This window comes from Sphingobium fuliginis (assembly GCF_015074805.1).
GTDB classification, from domain to species: Bacteria; Pseudomonadota; Alphaproteobacteria; order Sphingomonadales; family Sphingomonadaceae; genus Sphingobium; species Sphingobium fuliginis.
Genome location: NZ_CP060035.1, coordinates 1450816 through 1465055, shown reverse-complemented (window position 1 = coordinate 1465055; position 14240 = coordinate 1450816). Strand labels below are relative to the sequence as shown.

The window sequence follows — 14240 nt, the reverse complement described above, 5'->3', positions numbered from 1 at the left end:
TGACCCGCCCGCCTTATTCCGCTTCATGGAAAGCGTGTCAGAGTCGGACCCCTCCCAAGCGCCGTCGCCCTTGTCGATCCCGATCTTCCGCGCGATCTGGTGGGCCAGCCTCGCCTCCAACTTCGGCGGGCTGATCCAGTCCGTCGGCGCGCAGTGGATGATGACCTCGCTCTCCGCCTCGCCCCAGATGATCGCGCTGGTTCCGGCGGCGACGACCCTGCCAATCATGCTGCTGTCGCTCTGGGCAGGCGCGGTGGCGGACAATAGCGACAGGCGGGTGGTCATGCTGATCTGCCAGCTGTTCATGCTCATCGTCTCCGCCCTGCTGGCGCTGTTCGCCTGGATGGGTTGGGTGACGCCCTGGGCCCTGCTGGGCTTCACCTTCCTCGTCGGCTGCGCCACCGCGATCAACGGACCGGCCTGGCAGGCGTCGGTCGGGGACATGGTGCCGCGCGCCGCCTTGCCCCATGCCGTTTCGCTCAATTCCATGGGCTTCAACATGGCGCGCAGCATCGGCCCGGCGCTGGGCGGCGTCATCGTCGCGGCCGCCGGTGCGGCGACGGCCTTTCTGGTCAACGCCATCAGCTATGTGGGGCTGGTCGCCGTGCTTGCCCGCTGGCGTCCCGAACGGCCGCCTCAACTCCTCCCGCGCGAACGCATCGGCCTCGCGATGCGCGCAGGGGTTCGTTATGTCGCCATGTCGCCCAATATCCAGGTCGTGCTGCTCCGAAGCGCGGCATTCGGCATCGGGGCAAGCGCCGTTTCAGCGATGATGCCGCTGGTGGCGCGCGAGCTGCTGGGCGGCGGCGCGCTGACATTCGGCGCGCTCAGCGGCGCCTTCGGCATCGGCGCGGTGCTGGGGGCGCTGTCGACGGGGCAATTGCGCCGCCGCTTTTCGGTCGAGACCATCGTGCGCTCGGCCGCCATGGCGCTTGCGGCCGGGACGGTGCTGATGGCGGTCAGCGACTGGCTGGTCGTTGCGTTGCTGGGGCTGCTGATGGCGGGCGCGGGCTGGGTGATCGCGCTTTCGACCTTCAACGTTTCGGTCCAGATGTCGGCGCCTCGCTGGGTCGTGGCGCGGGCTGTTGCCCTGTATCAGATGGTCGCCTTCGGCGGCATGGCCGGGGGTGCATGGCTGTTCGGCACCATGGCGGAGGATCATGGCGTCGTCACCGCCCTCTATGGCGCGGCAGCTGTCCAGTTCGCCTCGGCCCTGATCGGCTATGCGCGTCCGCTGGCGCAGACGGGCGAGGAGAATCTCGACCTCCAGAACCTGTGGCGTGAGCCGCAGACCGCCGTTCCGATCGAGCCCCGCAGCGGCCCGGTGGTCGTCACCATAGAATATCGCATAGCCGCCGGATCTGTCGTCCCCTTCCTGGCGGCGATGAGCGAACGCCGCCGCATCCGTCGCCGCGACGGCGCCCATGGCTGGTCGCTGCTGCGCGATCTGGGCGATCCGGAATTGTGGGTGGAGCGCTATCATGTGTCGACCTGGCTGGACTATGTCCGCCACAACAGCCGCCGGACCGTTGCCGACATGGCGAACAGCGAAGCCATCCACGCCCTGCACAGCGGCCCCAATCCGCCGGTCGTCCACCGCATGCTGGAGCGGCAGACGGGTTCTCTGCCGCTGGGCCGCTCGGCCGACCCGCGCGAGATGGGCGATCCCATGACCGATCCCACCCGGTCGAGCTGATGCGCTATTCGGGCCGCCGTTCGGCCAGATCCTCCGGCGTGTCGATATCGCGCAGGCTGGCGCCCATGGTTTCGATCTGCACGCCATGGCTGAGCAGCGCCCGCGCCCCCTGGTCTCCCCGCAGCGCCAGCAGTTCGGGGAAATGCTTCCGCCCGATGAAGGCGGGCGGCGAAGAGGAAAATCCGTCGGTGCTGGCGACGACGGAGCGGATGTCCTCCGCTGCCATGCAGATGCGGTTGTAATGCGTCTGCGGCACGTCGGGCATGTCGGCCAGGCAGATCAATATGCCGCGGCATTTCCGCATCGGCATGACATGCTCCACGGCGCGGATGATGCTGCCCGATATGCCGTCTTCCGGACGATCGTTGACCAGGATCGAATAGCCGCGCCGTTCCAGCCGGCGATGCAGGACCGGCGCCTGGCCGACAGGACGCACCACTGCAACCAGTTCCGCAAAGATCATGGAGGCGATGGTTTCCAGCGCATGCACCGCGACGGGCTTGCCCCGCCAATCGGCCATCAGCTTGTCTTCTTCCCCGAATCGTGAGGATGTGCCCGCTGCAAGGAGGACGGCGGCGATCTGTTCGGTCCGCATGGTTCCGCTGTGATGATTTGAGGCGACCCCGGTTGACCCGGTTTCCCCTGCATGTGCCACCGCCAGCATGTCCTGTCCAGCAGGGCGAAGGGGCTGGCGTTCCTGTAAATCAGTCGCCATATGCCCGGAAGCAACAAAGGAGTGGTGCCGTCCATGGAATATGATCCCGATGCCGAAACTGCGGGCGAGTCGATCAAGATTCCGGTTCCGGCGGACGTGGCCGACGCGATCCGTACGCTGATCCGCTGGTCGGGCGACGATCCGGAACGGGAAGGGCTGGTGGAAACGCCCCAGCGCGTGGCGCGGGCGTGGAAGGAATATTGCCGCGGCTATGACGACGATCCGGCCTATCATCTTTCGCGCATCTTCCATGAAGTCGGCGGCTATGACGACATCGTGCTGTTGAAGGACATACCGTTCCAGTCGCACTGCGAGCACCATATGGCGCCCATCGTGGGCGTCGCGCACATCGCCTATCTGCCCGGCCAATATGTCGTCGGCATATCGAAGCTGGCGCGCGTGCTGCACGCCTTCGCCCACCGGCTTCAGGTGCAGGAACGGCTGACTTCGGAAGTCGCCAACTGCATCTGGGAACATCTGAAGCCCCAGGGCGTCGCGGTCGTGGTCGAGGCGACCCATGGCTGCATGACCGGCCGTGGCGTGCGCACGCCCAATGTCGTCATGAAGACCAGCCGCATGCTCGGCGTCTTCCGCGACGATGAGAAGAGCCGTGAAGAAGTGCTGAAGCTGATCGGATCGTGAGCGAAGAGGAAGCTCCCGCCTATCGGCCCCTCGGGGGCACTGGGAAGCGCGCCGAACAGGCGGGCGCACGGCCGCTGGCGCAAAAGCGGCTGGCGCTGGTGACGGGCGGCCATCGGCGGTTGGGCGGCATCATCGCCGCCGCCTTCGCGCGGGCAGGTTATTCGCTGGCGATCCATGGCAGCCACGATACCCGGCTCGATTCCCATCTGGCGCTGACGCTGGAGGAGAATGGGACCGAATGGGACGGCTTCACCGTCGATTTCAGCGATCCGGAAGGGGCGGAGGAACTGGTGGCGCTGGTCGCGGAGCGTTTCGGCCGTCCGCCCGATGTCCTGGTCAACAGCGCGGCGATCTTCGGCCAGGATCGGCTCGACAGCGTCAATGCCGACGACCTGATGCGCCATTATGCGGTCAATTGCGCCGCGCCCACCTTGCTCACCAAGTCCTTTGCCACCATTCCGGCCGGCACAGGCGACCGGTGCATCGTCAATATACTGGATCAGAGGATCGACCATCCGCATGGCGACCAATTGGCCTATACCTTGTCGAAGATGGCGCTGGCGGGGCTGACGCGGCTGTCCGCCTCCACCCTGGCGCCGCAGATCAGGGTCAATGCGGTCGCCCCTGGACTCACCATCGCGACGCCCGATTATGACGAAGGGCAGATGGAAAGGCTGTCCGCGATGATGCCGCTGGCGCGTCTGCCGCAGGCGGAGCAGATTGCCGAAGCCGTGCTGTATCTGGCGGGCGCCAGTGCGGTGACGGGTCAGACGCTCTATATCGATGGCGGCGCGCATCTGCGCAGCTATGACCGGGACTTCATGCATCTGTGCCGATAGCGGCTGCGAAGATGCGGCTTGCCGGGGCTGGCCAAGGGCCGTCGCGCTGCATAGAGCGGATCGCAATGGGTCAATGAAGGGAGACGGCAATGGCATATGAAACGATCCTGGTGGAACAGCGCGATGCGGTGACGCTGGTCACGCTCAACCGCCCGCAGGCGTTGAATGCGCTGAACAGCCAGGTGCTGAAGGATCTGGGCGAGGTCTTTGCTGCCTATGATGCCGATCCGTCGCAGCGTTGCCTGGTCCTGACCGGCAGCGAGAAGGCCTTTGCCGCCGGCGCCGACATCAAGGAAATGGTGGAGAAGGATTCGGCGGACTTCTTCCTGGAGGATTTCTTCTCCGGCTGGCAGAGCAAGGTCGTCGCCACCCGCAAGCCGTGGATTGCGGCGGTCGCCGGCTTCGCGCTGGGCGGCGGATGCGAACTGGCGATGATGGCGGATTTCATCCTGGCCGCCGACACCGCGAAATTCGGCCAGCCCGAAATAAAGCTGGGCGTCGCGCCGGGCATGGGCGGATCGCAACGCCTGACCCGCGCCGTCGGCAAGGCGAAGGCGATGGAAATGTGCCTGACCGGCCGCATGATGGGCGCCGAAGAAGCGGAAAGCGCCGGTCTGGTCGCGCGGATCGTTCCGGCGGCTGATCTGCTGGAGGACGCGCTCAAAACGGCCGCGACCATAGCGGGGATGCCGCCCATGGCCGCGATGGTGAACAAGGAAATGGTCAATCTGGCTTTCGAGACCGGGCTGGCTCAGGGCATCCTGACCGAGCGCCGCCTGTTCCAGATCCTGACCGCGACCGAGGACAAGAAGGAAGGCATGGAAGCCTTCGTCGCCAAGCGTCCGGGGGTTTGGAAAGGCCGCTGATTGATGAGCGGATGGAGGCTGATGATGGCCAATTCAGGACATTCCCCTCCCGTAAACGGGAGGGGTTAGGAGTGGGCGCGAGCGTAGCGAGCTTCTGACTTAGCCGGTGCAAAACAGCGCAGATGCCGCGCCAGCCCACCCCCTAACCCCCTCCCGCCTTCGGGAGGGGGAATGTCCGCAATCCACCCATTTACGAGACGCTTGGAGATGGAAACCCCTTACTTCCCCTCCAACATCTCGATCATCAGCGAAAAGTCGCGCCCCGCTTCACCCTGATTGGCGAGCAGCTGGTAAAGCGACTCCGCCGCATTTCCCATCGGCACGCTCGCTCCGACCGAAGCGGCGGCTTCCGTCGCTAGCTTCAAATCCTTCAGCATCAGCCCCACAGCGAAACCGCCCTGATAGCCATTGTCCGACGGGCTTTGCGGCCCGACGCCCGGCACCGGGCAATAGCTGGTCATGGACCAGCTTTGCCCCGACGATACGCTGGAAATATCGTAGAAGGTCTGCGGGTCGAGGCCCAGCTTCTTCGCCATGGCGAAGGTCTCGCAGGTCGCCACCATGGTCGCGCCCAGCAGCATGTTGTTGCAGATTTTGGCGGCCTGACCATTGCCCGCGCCGCCGGCATGGATCACCGCCTTGCCCATGGTCGACAGGATCGGCTTGGCCCGGCCGAAAGCCTGGTCCGAGCCGCCGACCATGAAGGTCAGCGTACCGCCATTGGCCGCCGCGATGCCGCCTGAAACGGGTGCATCGACCATCTCGAAGCCCTTGCCCGCAGCGGCTTCCTCCACCCGGCGCGCCGTCGCGACGTCAATGGTCGAACAGTCGAGGAACAGCGCATCCGCCTTGGCCGCCCCGAAGACTTCGCCTGTATAGACGGCTTCCACATGCTTTCCCGCTGGCAGCATCGTGACCACCGCATCGGCGCCTGAGACCGCCTCCGCCGCGCTGGCGCAGCGCACGGCGCCCGCTTCGGCCGCCTTGGCCAGCGCCTCCTCCGAAAGGTCGAAGGCCCGCACGGCAAAGCCGTTCTTCAGCAGATTTGCGGCCATCCCACCGCCCATATTGCCCAGGCCGATGAAGGCGATGGTCTGGCTCATTTCAGGCACTCCTCTAGAGCGATTTCATGTCAGATAGGCCATCTGACGGCTTGGAAATCACGGAAAACAAAGCATGTTCAGCCGCGCAGTTCGGGCAGCGGCGTCCATTCCCTTTCCGGCGGCAAGGGCGCGAACAGGCTGTCCACCAGCTCGTCCGTCACATCCTCCGGCCGCGCGGGATTCCATCGCGGCGCATTGTCCTTGTCGAAGATCACCGCGCGCACGCCCTCCACGAAATCGGGACGGCGGATGACATGATGGCCGATGCGATATTCGTTGCGCATATTGTCGGCAAAATCGGTGAAGGCAGCGCCCTCGACCATCTGGCGCAGCGCCACCTTGATCGTCTGCGGCGACTTGGTGGCGAGCGTTGCCAGTTGCTCGCGCGCCCAGTCCGATCCGTCGGCTTCCAATGCAGTCAGAATATCCTCGAAGCGGTCCGAAGCGAACAGCCGGTCGATCTCCTCCCGATGCGCCTGCCAGGCCGATGGCGGCGGCGCATCGGCCATTTCGTCCAGTATTTCCGCCAATCCGTCGGGATCGGCAATAATCCGCGCCTTGACGGCATCCAGCTTGTCCGACGCCATATAATGGGTCGCGATGCCGATGGCGGCGCAATCCGCGCCCTTGATCCGCGCGCCCGTCGTCGCCAGCCATGCCCCAGTTCGCCCCGGCATGCGCGGCAGGAACCAGCCGCCGCCCACATCGGGAAACAGCCCAATGCCCGTCTCCGGCATGGCATAGGTGGTCCGCTCTGTCGCCACGCGATAGCGTGCCGGATCGGAAATCCCCACGCCCCCGCCCATGACGATGCCATCGATGAAGGCAATAATCGGCTTTTCATAGACGAACAGCAGATGGTTCATCCGATATTCGGTGAAGAAGAATTGCTCCGCCTCCGAACAGTCGCCTTTGGCGCTGTCGGCGATCATGGCGATGTCCCCGCCCGCGCAGAAACCGCGCCCTTCGGCATGATCCAGCATCACCGCAACGACGCTCTCATCCTCCCGCCAGGCCAGCAGCGCCTCAATGATCGCGCCGCACATCTCGGTGGTCAGCGCATGGATCGCCTTGGGCCGGTTCAGCCTTATCCGCCCCACGCCATTATCGACGGAAATCAGCACCTGATCGGTCATAAAATCTCCTGCGCATTCTCTCTCGGGCTTAGGGCCGCAGCATGTCGCGGGCGATGATCATGCGCATCACCTGATTGGTGCCTTCCAGGATCGAATGCACGCGCAGATCGCGCCAGAAGCGCTCGATCGGATAGTCCATCAGATAGCCATAGCCGCCATGCAGTTGCAGCGCCCGGTCGACCACCGACGATCCGGTGTCGGTCGCCAGCCGCTTGGCCATGGCGGCGAAGCGCGTCTTGTCCGGCGCATTCTCCGTCACCTTGACCGCCGCCGCATAGAGCAGCGTACGGGCGGCCTGAAGCTCTGTCTCCATATCCGCCAGCGTGAACTGCGTGTTCTGGAAATCCGCGATGCTCTGCCCGAACTGCTTGCGATCCTTGGTGTAAGTGAGCGCTTCGTCGATGCAGCGCTGCGCTCCGCCCAGCGAGCAGGCGCCGATGTTGAGCCGCCCGCCGTCCAGCCCCATCATCGCGATGCGAAAGCCTTCGCCTTCGCCGCCGACCAGATTCTCGACCGGCACCCGCACGCCGTCGAAATTGACCTGAGCCGTCGGCTGCGAATGCCAGCCGAGCTTGCGTTCCTGCGCGCCGAAGCTGACGCCGGGCATGTCCTTCTCGATGACGAGGCAGGATATGCCCTTCGGCCCGTCGTCGCCGGTACGGACCATGACGACATAGATTTCATTCTCCCCGCCGCCGGAGATGAACTGCTTAGAGCCGGTGACGACATAATGATCGCCTTGCCTGATCGCCCGCGTCTTGAGCGCCGCCGCGTCGGACCCCGATCCCGCTTCGGTCAGACAATAGCTGCCGATCCGCTCCATCGGCACCATGGAGGGCAGATATTTGTCCTTCACGGCCTGCGATCCGAACCGGTCGATCATCCAGGCGGCCATATTGTGGATCGAGATGAACGCGCTGGTCGACGGACAGCCATAGGCCATCGCCTCCATGACCAGCGCCGCCTCCAGCCGCCCGAGCCCAATGCCGCCCGATTCCTCCGACACATAGATGCCGCCAAAGCCCAGCTCCGCCGCGGCGCGGATGGTGTCGCGGGGGAAGATATGCTTTTCGTCCCACTCCGCCGCAAAAGGGGTGATCGCATCGGCGGTGAACCGGCGCGCCATCTCCTGAATGGCCAACTGGTCCTCGGTGAGATCGAACTGGCTCACAAACTCTCCTGACGTTCGCTTTGGGTTGCTTCTAGATACGATGCGGAATTGCACGCAACAACGCAGTTCTGCATAGCATTGCAGCGATTTTGCAGATTTGGCGAGTGATGAATGTTCGATTGGGACGATCTCAGGGTCTTTCTGGCGGTGGCGCGCACGCGAAAGATCGCGCCCGCCGCGCGAGCCCTGGGGATCGATGCGACGACCATAGCGCGGCGGCTTGCCCGGCTGGAGAAGGCGCTGGGGCCCGAACTGTTCGAAGTGGGGGCGGGGGAGCGCACGCTGACCGCCCATGGCCAGGCGTTGCTGAGCCATGCCGAAAGCATCGAGAGCGCAGCGCTCGCCGCGATGGAGGAGGCCACCGGGCGGGAGCATCATCTGAACGGCCAGGTGCGCCTTTCGGTGGCCGAGGGTTTTGGCACCTGGGTGCTGGCGCCGGGGCTTGCCGACTTCGCCAGGCGCCATCCCGCCATCAGGCTGGACCTCATCACCGCATCCGGTTTCCTCAATCCGTCCAAGAGGGAGGCCGACATGGCGGTCATGCTGGCCCGGCCGCAGCGGGGGCGGCTGTCGGTTCGCCGGATGGGCGATTACCGGCTGCACCTTTATGCCGCGCCCCACTATCTGGCGGAGGCGGGCGTGCCCGAAGGCACCGCTGACCTGCGCGATCATGTGCTGATCGGCTATGTGCCGGAATTCATCTTCTCGCCCGAACTCGACTATCTGGACGAGGTGGAGGCGGGGCTGGAAGCCAGTCTGCGCGCCACCAGCATCAATATGCAGCATCGCATGATCGCGGAAGGGGCGGGGATCGGCGTGCTGCCCGATTTCATCGCGGGCGGCGATCCCTCGCTGGTGCCGGTGATGGCCGGCGAGGTGGAGATCATGCGCAGTTTCTGGCTGGTGACGCATGGCGACCTTAAGAAGCTGCCCCGCATCGCGGCCGTGGCGCTATGGTTGCAGGAGCGTATCGAAACCCTGAAAAGCGCCGCCGAGGTCGACCAGCCGACGGGAAATCGCCTCTAGGCCATATCGACGCGGCCCGTCCGGGCCGCTAAGGGAGTCGGCATGACAGTGAAATGGTCGCAGTTCGCTCATGCAGCATAAGTCCAAGCGCAGCCGGGCGATGACCCTGCCCAACAGCGAGTTTCGCACCCGGGCGACCGAATATCTGGATTTCCTGGCCGCCTGGGTGAAGAAACCGCGCCAGACCGCATCCGTGGTGCCCAGCAGCCGTTATCTCGCGCGGTTGATGGTCGAACATATCGATCCGGAGGACGGCCGGGTAATCGAACTGGGCGGCGGCACGGGCGTCTTCACCCGAGCGATCCTGGGCACCGGCCTTCCCCCGGACAAGCTGGAGGTGGTGGAGATCAACCCAGCCTTTGCGCGCGGGCTGCGGCGTCATTTTCCCCATGTTTCGGTGCTGGAGACACCGGCGCAGATCGTTTCCACCGCAACCGCCGGCGAGGCCGGGGAATATCAGACGGTCATCAGCGGCTTGCCCCTGCTGGCGATGGATCGGCAGATGCATGCCGACATTCTTTCCGAAAGCTTCCGCATGCTGCGGCCCGGCGGCGCCTTCATCCAGTTCACTTATTCGATGCGTCCGCCCGTGAGCCGGGAGATTCTCGACGCGCTCGGCCTGGAGGTCGTCAGGGCCGGCCAGACCGTCCGCAACTTCCCGCCTGCCACGGTCTTCCGCTTTTTCCGCAAGGGCGAATAGACTGCGGTTGCGCCGCGCGGGCGGCACCCTATCTTTGCGCTTCAGAAAAAAGGGGGCACTGCCGCGCATGGCGTCCATCATCACCGTTTCGGGCCTGACCAAAAGCTATGCTTCGGGTTTCCAGGCGCTCAGGGGCGTCGACCTGGAGATCGAGGAGGGCGAGATATTCGCGCTGCTTGGGCCGAATGGCGCCGGCAAGACCACCATGATCTCCATCATCTGCGGCAATGTCCGGCCGACGGGTGGCAGCGTCACCGTCGCCGGGCATGACATCGTCCGCGACTATCGCGGATCGCGTTCCGCCATCGGCCTGGTGCCGCAGGAACTGCATACCGATGCGTTCGAACGGGTGATCGACACGGTCACCTTCTCTCGCGGATTGTTCGGCAAGCCGCGCAACGACGCCTATATCGAGAAGATCCTGCGCGACCTGTCGCTCTGGGACAAGCGCCACAGCAAGATATTGGAGCTGTCGGGCGGCATGAAGCGCCGCGTGATGATCGCCAAGGCGCTGTCGCACGAACCGCGGGTGCTGTTCCTGGACGAACCGACCGCCGGGGTCGACGTCGAACTGCGCCGGGACATGTGGAAGCTGATCGGGGAACTGCGCCAGACCGGCGTCACCATCATCCTCACCACCCATTATATCGAGGAAGCGGAGGAAATGGCCGACCGGGTCGGCGTCATCAACAGGGGCGAACTGGTGCTGGTGGAGGAAAAGACCGCCCTCATGAAGAAGCTCGGCAAGAAGACGCTGACCATCGTGCTGGCGGAACCTCTGTCCGCCGTGCCGCCGGAGCTTGGCGAATGGCAGGTCGCGCTGAAGGCGGACGGCCATGAGATCGAATATGTGTTCGACACCCAGGCGGAACGGACCGGCGTATCGTCGCTGCTGCGCAAGCTGGGTGATCTTGGCATCGGCTATAAGGACCTCAATACCGAGCAGAGCAGCCTGGAGGATATTTTCGTCTCCCTGGTCCATCAGGAGAAGGCGGCATGAGCGGGTTCAATTATCGGGCCATATGGGCGATCTATAAGTTCGAACTGCATCGCTTCCGCCGCACGCTGCTGACCGGGCTGCTGGTGCCGGTGATCACCACCTCGCTCTATTTCGTGGTGTTCGGCGGCGCGATCGGTTCGCGCATGACGCAGATCGACGGGATACCCTATGCGGCCTTCATCGTGCCCGGCCTGATCATGATGTCGATGTTCACCGAAAGCATCTTCAACGCCAGCTTCGGCATCTATATGCCCAAATTCACCGGCACCATCTATGAACTGCTGTCGGCGCCGGTATCGGCGGTGGAGACGATCATCGCCTATGTCGGCGCGGCGGCGACCAAATCCCTGATCGTCGGCACCATCATCTTCGTGACCGCGCATCTGTTCGTGGACATCCGGGTCGCCCATCCGCTCGCGATGGTCGCCTTCATGGTGCTGATCGCGGTCAGCTTCTGCCTGTTCGGCTTCATATTGGGGATATGGGCGCAGAGTTTCGAGCAGTTGCAGGTGATCCCGCTACTGCTGATCATGCCGATGACCTTTCTGGGCGGCGCCTTCTATTCGATCCACATGCTGGCGGAGCCGTGGCGGACGATCACGCTGTTCAACCCGATCGTCTATCTGATCTCCGGTTTCCGCTGGACCTTCTTCGGGCGGGGCGATGTGGGCATCGAGTTCAGCCTGCTGTTCGTTGCGAGCATGCTGGCGCTTTGCCTTGCCATCATTGGCTGGATGTTCCGGACGGGCTATCGCCTCAAGAAATAAGGCGTAAGGCGTCCGGGTCCGGCTTAACAAGCTTTGCTCCTGTGTAGGCAAGGGCCCGGTCCTGCCGTTCGAACCGGATTCCTTTCCGCGCAGGAACACGGATCAATGCCCCTAGAGCAGATTCCGATCCGATTGCATCGGCTCGACTGCTCTAGGTCTTTGTTTTGTCGCGCTTTCCGAGTCAGCAGCTGATTCCATCTGCTTGGAAAAGCGCTAGCTCAACCGGTCGATGGCCTCGGCATCCAGACCGCCGGGGATGACCATGATCGGGCAGGGCAGCTTGCCCGCGTCGGCGCCCGCGAAGTGCGAGACGAGGACGCCGGGGTGCCCGCTGGCGGCGGCCCCCAGCACCAATGCCGCGACATCGTCCATCTCCTCCAGCGTGTGGCGCACGACCGTCACCGGATCGCCCTGCCGGACGGTGATGCTGGGGCGGATGCCGGACTCGTCGGTCAGCGTGCCCGCCGCGCTCGTCACCAGCGCTTCGGCCCGTTGCAGGGCTTCATCCTCCATCGTCGCCTGCACGCCGCCCCATTGGACGAACTCGGCGGGAGGGATGAGGGCCAGGATACGGATCGCGCCCGCCGTCTTGGCGGCGCGCCGCGCAGCGAAACGAAGCGCCGTCTCCGCCTCCGGCGATTCGTCCACGACAACCAGATATGTCCGCATCTGCCGCGTCCTTACAGGGTAACGACCTTTTGGTCTTCATCGTCACAGGCGCCAGCTGAACCCATATGGTTAGCCGTGAACCAGAGTGGTGAAATGTGGCCGATTATCGGCGGGTGCGCAAGGCTTGGCCTTGACCGTTCCGGCCAAAGCGCCGAAACGAACTTCATTGCCCCATGCCCGATAAGATGAGAGGCCTTCCACCCATGAGCAAGACGATCCAGATGCCGGCCCTTTCCCCGACCATGGAAGAAGGGACGCTGGCAAAGTGGTTGGTGAAGGAGGGCGATGCCGTCTCCTCCGGCGACCTGCTCGCAGAGATCGAGACCGACAAGGCGACGATGGAATTCGAAGCCGTCGATGAAGGCATAGTGGCCAAGATACTGGTGGCCGAAGGGGCGGAGGGCGTGAAGGTGGGCACGGTCATCGCCATCATCGCGGAGGAGGGCGAGGATGTATCGCAGGCCGCTGCTGGAAATGCCGCGCCCAAGGCGGCTGCTCCCGCAGAGAGTGCAGAGAGTCCTGCGCCCAAGGCCGACCCCGTTCCCGCCAAAGCGCCCGCACCTGCCGCCAAGGCTGATCCGGCGCCGGCCCAGGGGACCGATGGCAGGGTGAAGGCCAGCCCGCTCGCTCGCCGTCTGGCCGAGGCCAAGGGGCTCGATCTTGCCGCCGTCACCGGTTCCGGCCCCAATGGCCGCATCGTGAAAGCGGACCTCGACGGTGCTGCGCCGGCCGCCAAGGCCGCTGCTCCGGCGCCTGCCTCCGCGCTTGCGGCCGCACCCGTCGCCGCTCCGGCTGCGGCGCAGGACTTCGGCATCCCGCATGAGGTCATCAAGCTCAGCAGCATGCGCAAGACGATCGCGCGCCGCCTGACCGAATCCAAGCAGCAGGTGCCCCATATCTACCTGACCGTGGACGTTCGGCTCGACAAGCTGTTGAAGCTGCGCGGAGAACTCAATGCCGGCCTTGCTTCGCGGGGCGTCAAGCTGTCGGTGAATGACTTGCTGATCAAGGCGCTGGGCGTCGCGCTGGTCCAGGTGCCGGAATGCAATGTACAGTTCGCCGGCGACCAGATGCTGAAATTCCAGCGCGCCGACATTTCGGTCGCCGTGTCGATTCCCGGCGGGCTGATCACGCCGATCGTGACCGAAGCGGACAGCAAGGGCGTCGCCGCCATCTCGACCGCGATGAAGGACCTCGCCAGCCGCGCCAAGGATGGCAAGCTGAAGCCGGAGGAGTATCAGGGCGGCACTGCCTCGCTCTCCAACATGGGCATGTTCGGCATCAAGCAGTTCGAGGCCGTCATCAACCCGCCGCAGGGCATGATCATGGCCATCGGCGCAGGCGAGAAGCGGCCCTATGTCATCGACGACGCCCTCCAGATCGCGACCGTGATGTCGGCCACCGGCAGCTTCGACCATCGCGCCATTGACGGCGCGGACGGCGCCCGCCTGATGCAGGTCTTCAGGGAGCTGGTCGAAAATCCGATCGGCTTGCTGGCCTGATGAGCCGGATGGACGAGCAGCCGCCGGCAGACCACCCGGCGGTGCGCGTCATCGCGATGCCCGCCGACACCAATCCCTATGGGGATATTTTCGGCGGCTGGTTGATGAGCCTGATGGATTCCGCGGCGGGTTCCGTCGCCGCCAGACACAGCCATGGCCGTGCCGTGACCATCGCGGTCGAAGGCATGACTTTCCTGCGCCCGGTCGTTGTGGGCGATGAGGTGTCGGTGTTTGCGACGCTGAAATCGGTCGGGCGCACGTCCATGAAGATCGACGTGGAAGCGTGGCGCCGTGCCCGGCACGACGACCGCAGCTATCGCGTCACCCGCGCGACCTTCACATTCGTGGCGATCGGTGAGGATCGCCAGCCCCGTTCCGTGCCGCCCTTGGCGGACCAAGACTAGAGAG

The 14240-nt window shown here is 64.5% G+C and carries 15 protein-coding genes; 10 read left to right on the top strand and 5 right to left on the bottom strand.

Features of this window, described 5'->3' with window-relative positions:
* Positions 1-25 precede the first annotated feature (25 nt).
* Entirely contained in the window at positions 26-1696 is a 1671-nt protein-coding gene (locus H5V43_RS06810; RefSeq protein ID WP_099185977.1) for an MFS transporter, read from the top strand.
* A 4-nt stretch (positions 1697-1700) separates the two neighbouring features.
* On the opposite strand, the gene H5V43_RS06805 is transcribed toward H5V43_RS06810, so the two are convergent.
* Positions 1701-2291, bottom strand: a complete 591-nt coding sequence (locus H5V43_RS06805) for a nucleotidyltransferase family protein (RefSeq protein ID WP_025550993.1) — start codon at positions 2289-2291, stop codon at positions 1701-1703.
* Between the two features lie 153 nt (positions 2292-2444).
* Between H5V43_RS06805 and folE the strand changes: the two genes are divergently transcribed.
* The 3 genes from folE to H5V43_RS06790 all read left to right on the top strand — a co-directional run bounded on the left by folE (position 2445) and on the right by H5V43_RS06790 (position 4758).
* On the top strand, positions 2445-3053 hold the full coding sequence (folE, locus tag H5V43_RS06800; protein WP_025550994.1) for a GTP cyclohydrolase I FolE: 609 nt from the start codon (positions 2445-2447) through the stop codon (positions 3051-3053).
* Positions 3050-3892, top strand: a complete 843-nt coding sequence (locus H5V43_RS06795; RefSeq protein ID WP_025550996.1) for an SDR family oxidoreductase — start codon at positions 3050-3052, stop codon at positions 3890-3892. The genes folE and H5V43_RS06795 overlap by 4 nt, the downstream gene beginning before the upstream one ends.
* 89 nt (positions 3893-3981) lie before the next feature.
* Complete coding sequence (locus H5V43_RS06790) at positions 3982-4758, top strand: enoyl-CoA hydratase-related protein (protein ID WP_025550998.1); 777 nt, start codon at positions 3982-3984, stop codon at positions 4756-4758.
* Between the two features lie 218 nt (positions 4759-4976).
* On the opposite strand, the gene mmsB is transcribed toward H5V43_RS06790, so the two are convergent.
* The 3 genes from mmsB to H5V43_RS06775 all read right to left on the bottom strand — a co-directional run bounded on the left by mmsB (position 4977) and on the right by H5V43_RS06775 (position 8168).
* Complete coding sequence (gene mmsB / locus H5V43_RS06785; protein WP_025549160.1) at positions 4977-5861, bottom strand: 3-hydroxyisobutyrate dehydrogenase; 885 nt, start codon at positions 5859-5861, stop codon at positions 4977-4979.
* A 77-nt stretch (positions 5862-5938) separates the two neighbouring features.
* Positions 5939-6997: an enoyl-CoA hydratase/isomerase family protein gene (locus H5V43_RS06780; RefSeq protein ID WP_025549161.1), complete on the bottom strand. Its 1059-nt coding sequence runs from the start codon at positions 6995-6997 to the stop codon at positions 5939-5941.
* Positions 6998-7025: 28 nt separating this feature from the next.
* A complete protein-coding gene (locus H5V43_RS06775; RefSeq protein WP_025549162.1) occupies positions 7026-8168 on the bottom strand; it encodes an acyl-CoA dehydrogenase family protein in 1143 nt (380 codons plus the stop codon).
* A gap of 111 nt (positions 8169-8279) precedes the next feature.
* On the opposite strand from H5V43_RS06775, the gene H5V43_RS06770 reads away from it, so the two are divergent.
* The 4 genes from H5V43_RS06770 (at position 8280) to H5V43_RS06755 (ending at position 11661) form a co-directional block, all read left to right on the top strand.
* Positions 8280-9194 carry a LysR family transcriptional regulator gene (locus H5V43_RS06770; RefSeq protein WP_025549163.1) on the top strand — a complete coding sequence of 305 codons (915 nt, stop codon included), beginning with the start codon at positions 8280-8282 and terminating at the stop codon, positions 9192-9194.
* A gap of 70 nt (positions 9195-9264) precedes the next feature.
* Positions 9265-9894 (top strand): class I SAM-dependent methyltransferase, encoded by a 630-nt coding sequence (locus H5V43_RS06765; RefSeq protein WP_025549165.1) that lies wholly within the window; start codon positions 9265-9267, stop codon positions 9892-9894.
* A 67-nt stretch (positions 9895-9961) separates the two neighbouring features.
* Positions 9962-10894, top strand: coding sequence for an ABC transporter ATP-binding protein (locus H5V43_RS06760; RefSeq protein WP_025549166.1), 933 nt, complete (start codon positions 9962-9964; stop codon positions 10892-10894).
* Positions 10891-11661 carry an ABC transporter permease gene (locus H5V43_RS06755; protein WP_025549167.1) on the top strand — a complete coding sequence of 257 codons (771 nt, stop codon included), beginning with the start codon at positions 10891-10893 and terminating at the stop codon, positions 11659-11661. Before H5V43_RS06760 ends, H5V43_RS06755 begins: the two co-directional genes overlap by 4 nt.
* A 213-nt stretch (positions 11662-11874) precedes the next feature.
* On the opposite strand, the gene H5V43_RS06750 is transcribed toward H5V43_RS06755, so the two are convergent.
* A complete protein-coding gene (locus H5V43_RS06750) occupies positions 11875-12330 on the bottom strand; it encodes a universal stress protein (RefSeq protein WP_025549169.1) in 456 nt (151 codons plus the stop codon).
* A 203-nt stretch (positions 12331-12533) separates the two neighbouring features.
* On the opposite strand from H5V43_RS06750, the gene H5V43_RS06745 reads away from it, so the two are divergent.
* On the top strand, positions 12534-13832 hold the full coding sequence (locus tag H5V43_RS06745; protein ID WP_025549170.1) for a pyruvate dehydrogenase complex dihydrolipoamide acetyltransferase: 1299 nt from the start codon (positions 12534-12536) through the stop codon (positions 13830-13832).
* On the top strand, positions 13832-14236 hold the full coding sequence (locus tag H5V43_RS06740; RefSeq protein ID WP_025549171.1) for an acyl-CoA thioesterase: 405 nt from the start codon (positions 13832-13834) through the stop codon (positions 14234-14236). Before H5V43_RS06745 ends, H5V43_RS06740 begins: the two co-directional genes overlap by 1 nt.
* Positions 14237-14240 lie beyond the last annotated feature (4 nt).

What these genes read in the sequence shown, in the direction of transcription:
- H5V43_RS06810 (WP_099185977.1), top strand. Translation starts at nt 26, where the DNA reads ATGGAAAGCGTGTCAGAGTCGGACCCCTCCCAAGCGCCGTCGCCCTTG.
- H5V43_RS06805 (WP_025550993.1), bottom strand. Translation starts at nt 2,291, where the DNA reads ATGCGGACCGAACAGATCGCCGCCGTCCTCCTTGCAGCGGGCACATCC.
- folE (WP_025550994.1), top strand. Translation starts at nt 2,445, where the DNA reads ATGGAATATGATCCCGATGCCGAAACTGCGGGCGAGTCGATCAAGATT.
- H5V43_RS06790 (WP_025550998.1), top strand. Translation starts at nt 3,982, where the DNA reads ATGGCATATGAAACGATCCTGGTGGAACAGCGCGATGCGGTGACGCTG.
- mmsB (WP_025549160.1), bottom strand. Translation starts at nt 5,861, where the DNA reads ATGAGCCAGACCATCGCCTTCATCGGCCTGGGCAATATGGGCGGTGGG.
- H5V43_RS06780 (WP_025549161.1), bottom strand. Translation starts at nt 6,997, where the DNA reads ATGACCGATCAGGTGCTGATTTCCGTCGATAATGGCGTGGGGCGGATA.
- H5V43_RS06770 (WP_025549163.1), top strand. Translation starts at nt 8,280, where the DNA reads ATGTTCGATTGGGACGATCTCAGGGTCTTTCTGGCGGTGGCGCGCACG.
- H5V43_RS06765 (WP_025549165.1), top strand. Translation starts at nt 9,265, where the DNA reads ATGCAGCATAAGTCCAAGCGCAGCCGGGCGATGACCCTGCCCAACAGC.
- H5V43_RS06760 (WP_025549166.1), top strand. Translation starts at nt 9,962, where the DNA reads ATGGCGTCCATCATCACCGTTTCGGGCCTGACCAAAAGCTATGCTTCG.
- H5V43_RS06755 (WP_025549167.1), top strand. Translation starts at nt 10,891, where the DNA reads ATGAGCGGGTTCAATTATCGGGCCATATGGGCGATCTATAAGTTCGAA.
- H5V43_RS06750 (WP_025549169.1), bottom strand. Translation starts at nt 12,330, where the DNA reads ATGCGGACATATCTGGTTGTCGTGGACGAATCGCCGGAGGCGGAGACG.
- H5V43_RS06745 (WP_025549170.1), top strand. Translation starts at nt 12,534, where the DNA reads ATGAGCAAGACGATCCAGATGCCGGCCCTTTCCCCGACCATGGAAGAA.
- H5V43_RS06740 (WP_025549171.1), top strand. Translation starts at nt 13,832, where the DNA reads ATGAGCCGGATGGACGAGCAGCCGCCGGCAGACCACCCGGCGGTGCGC.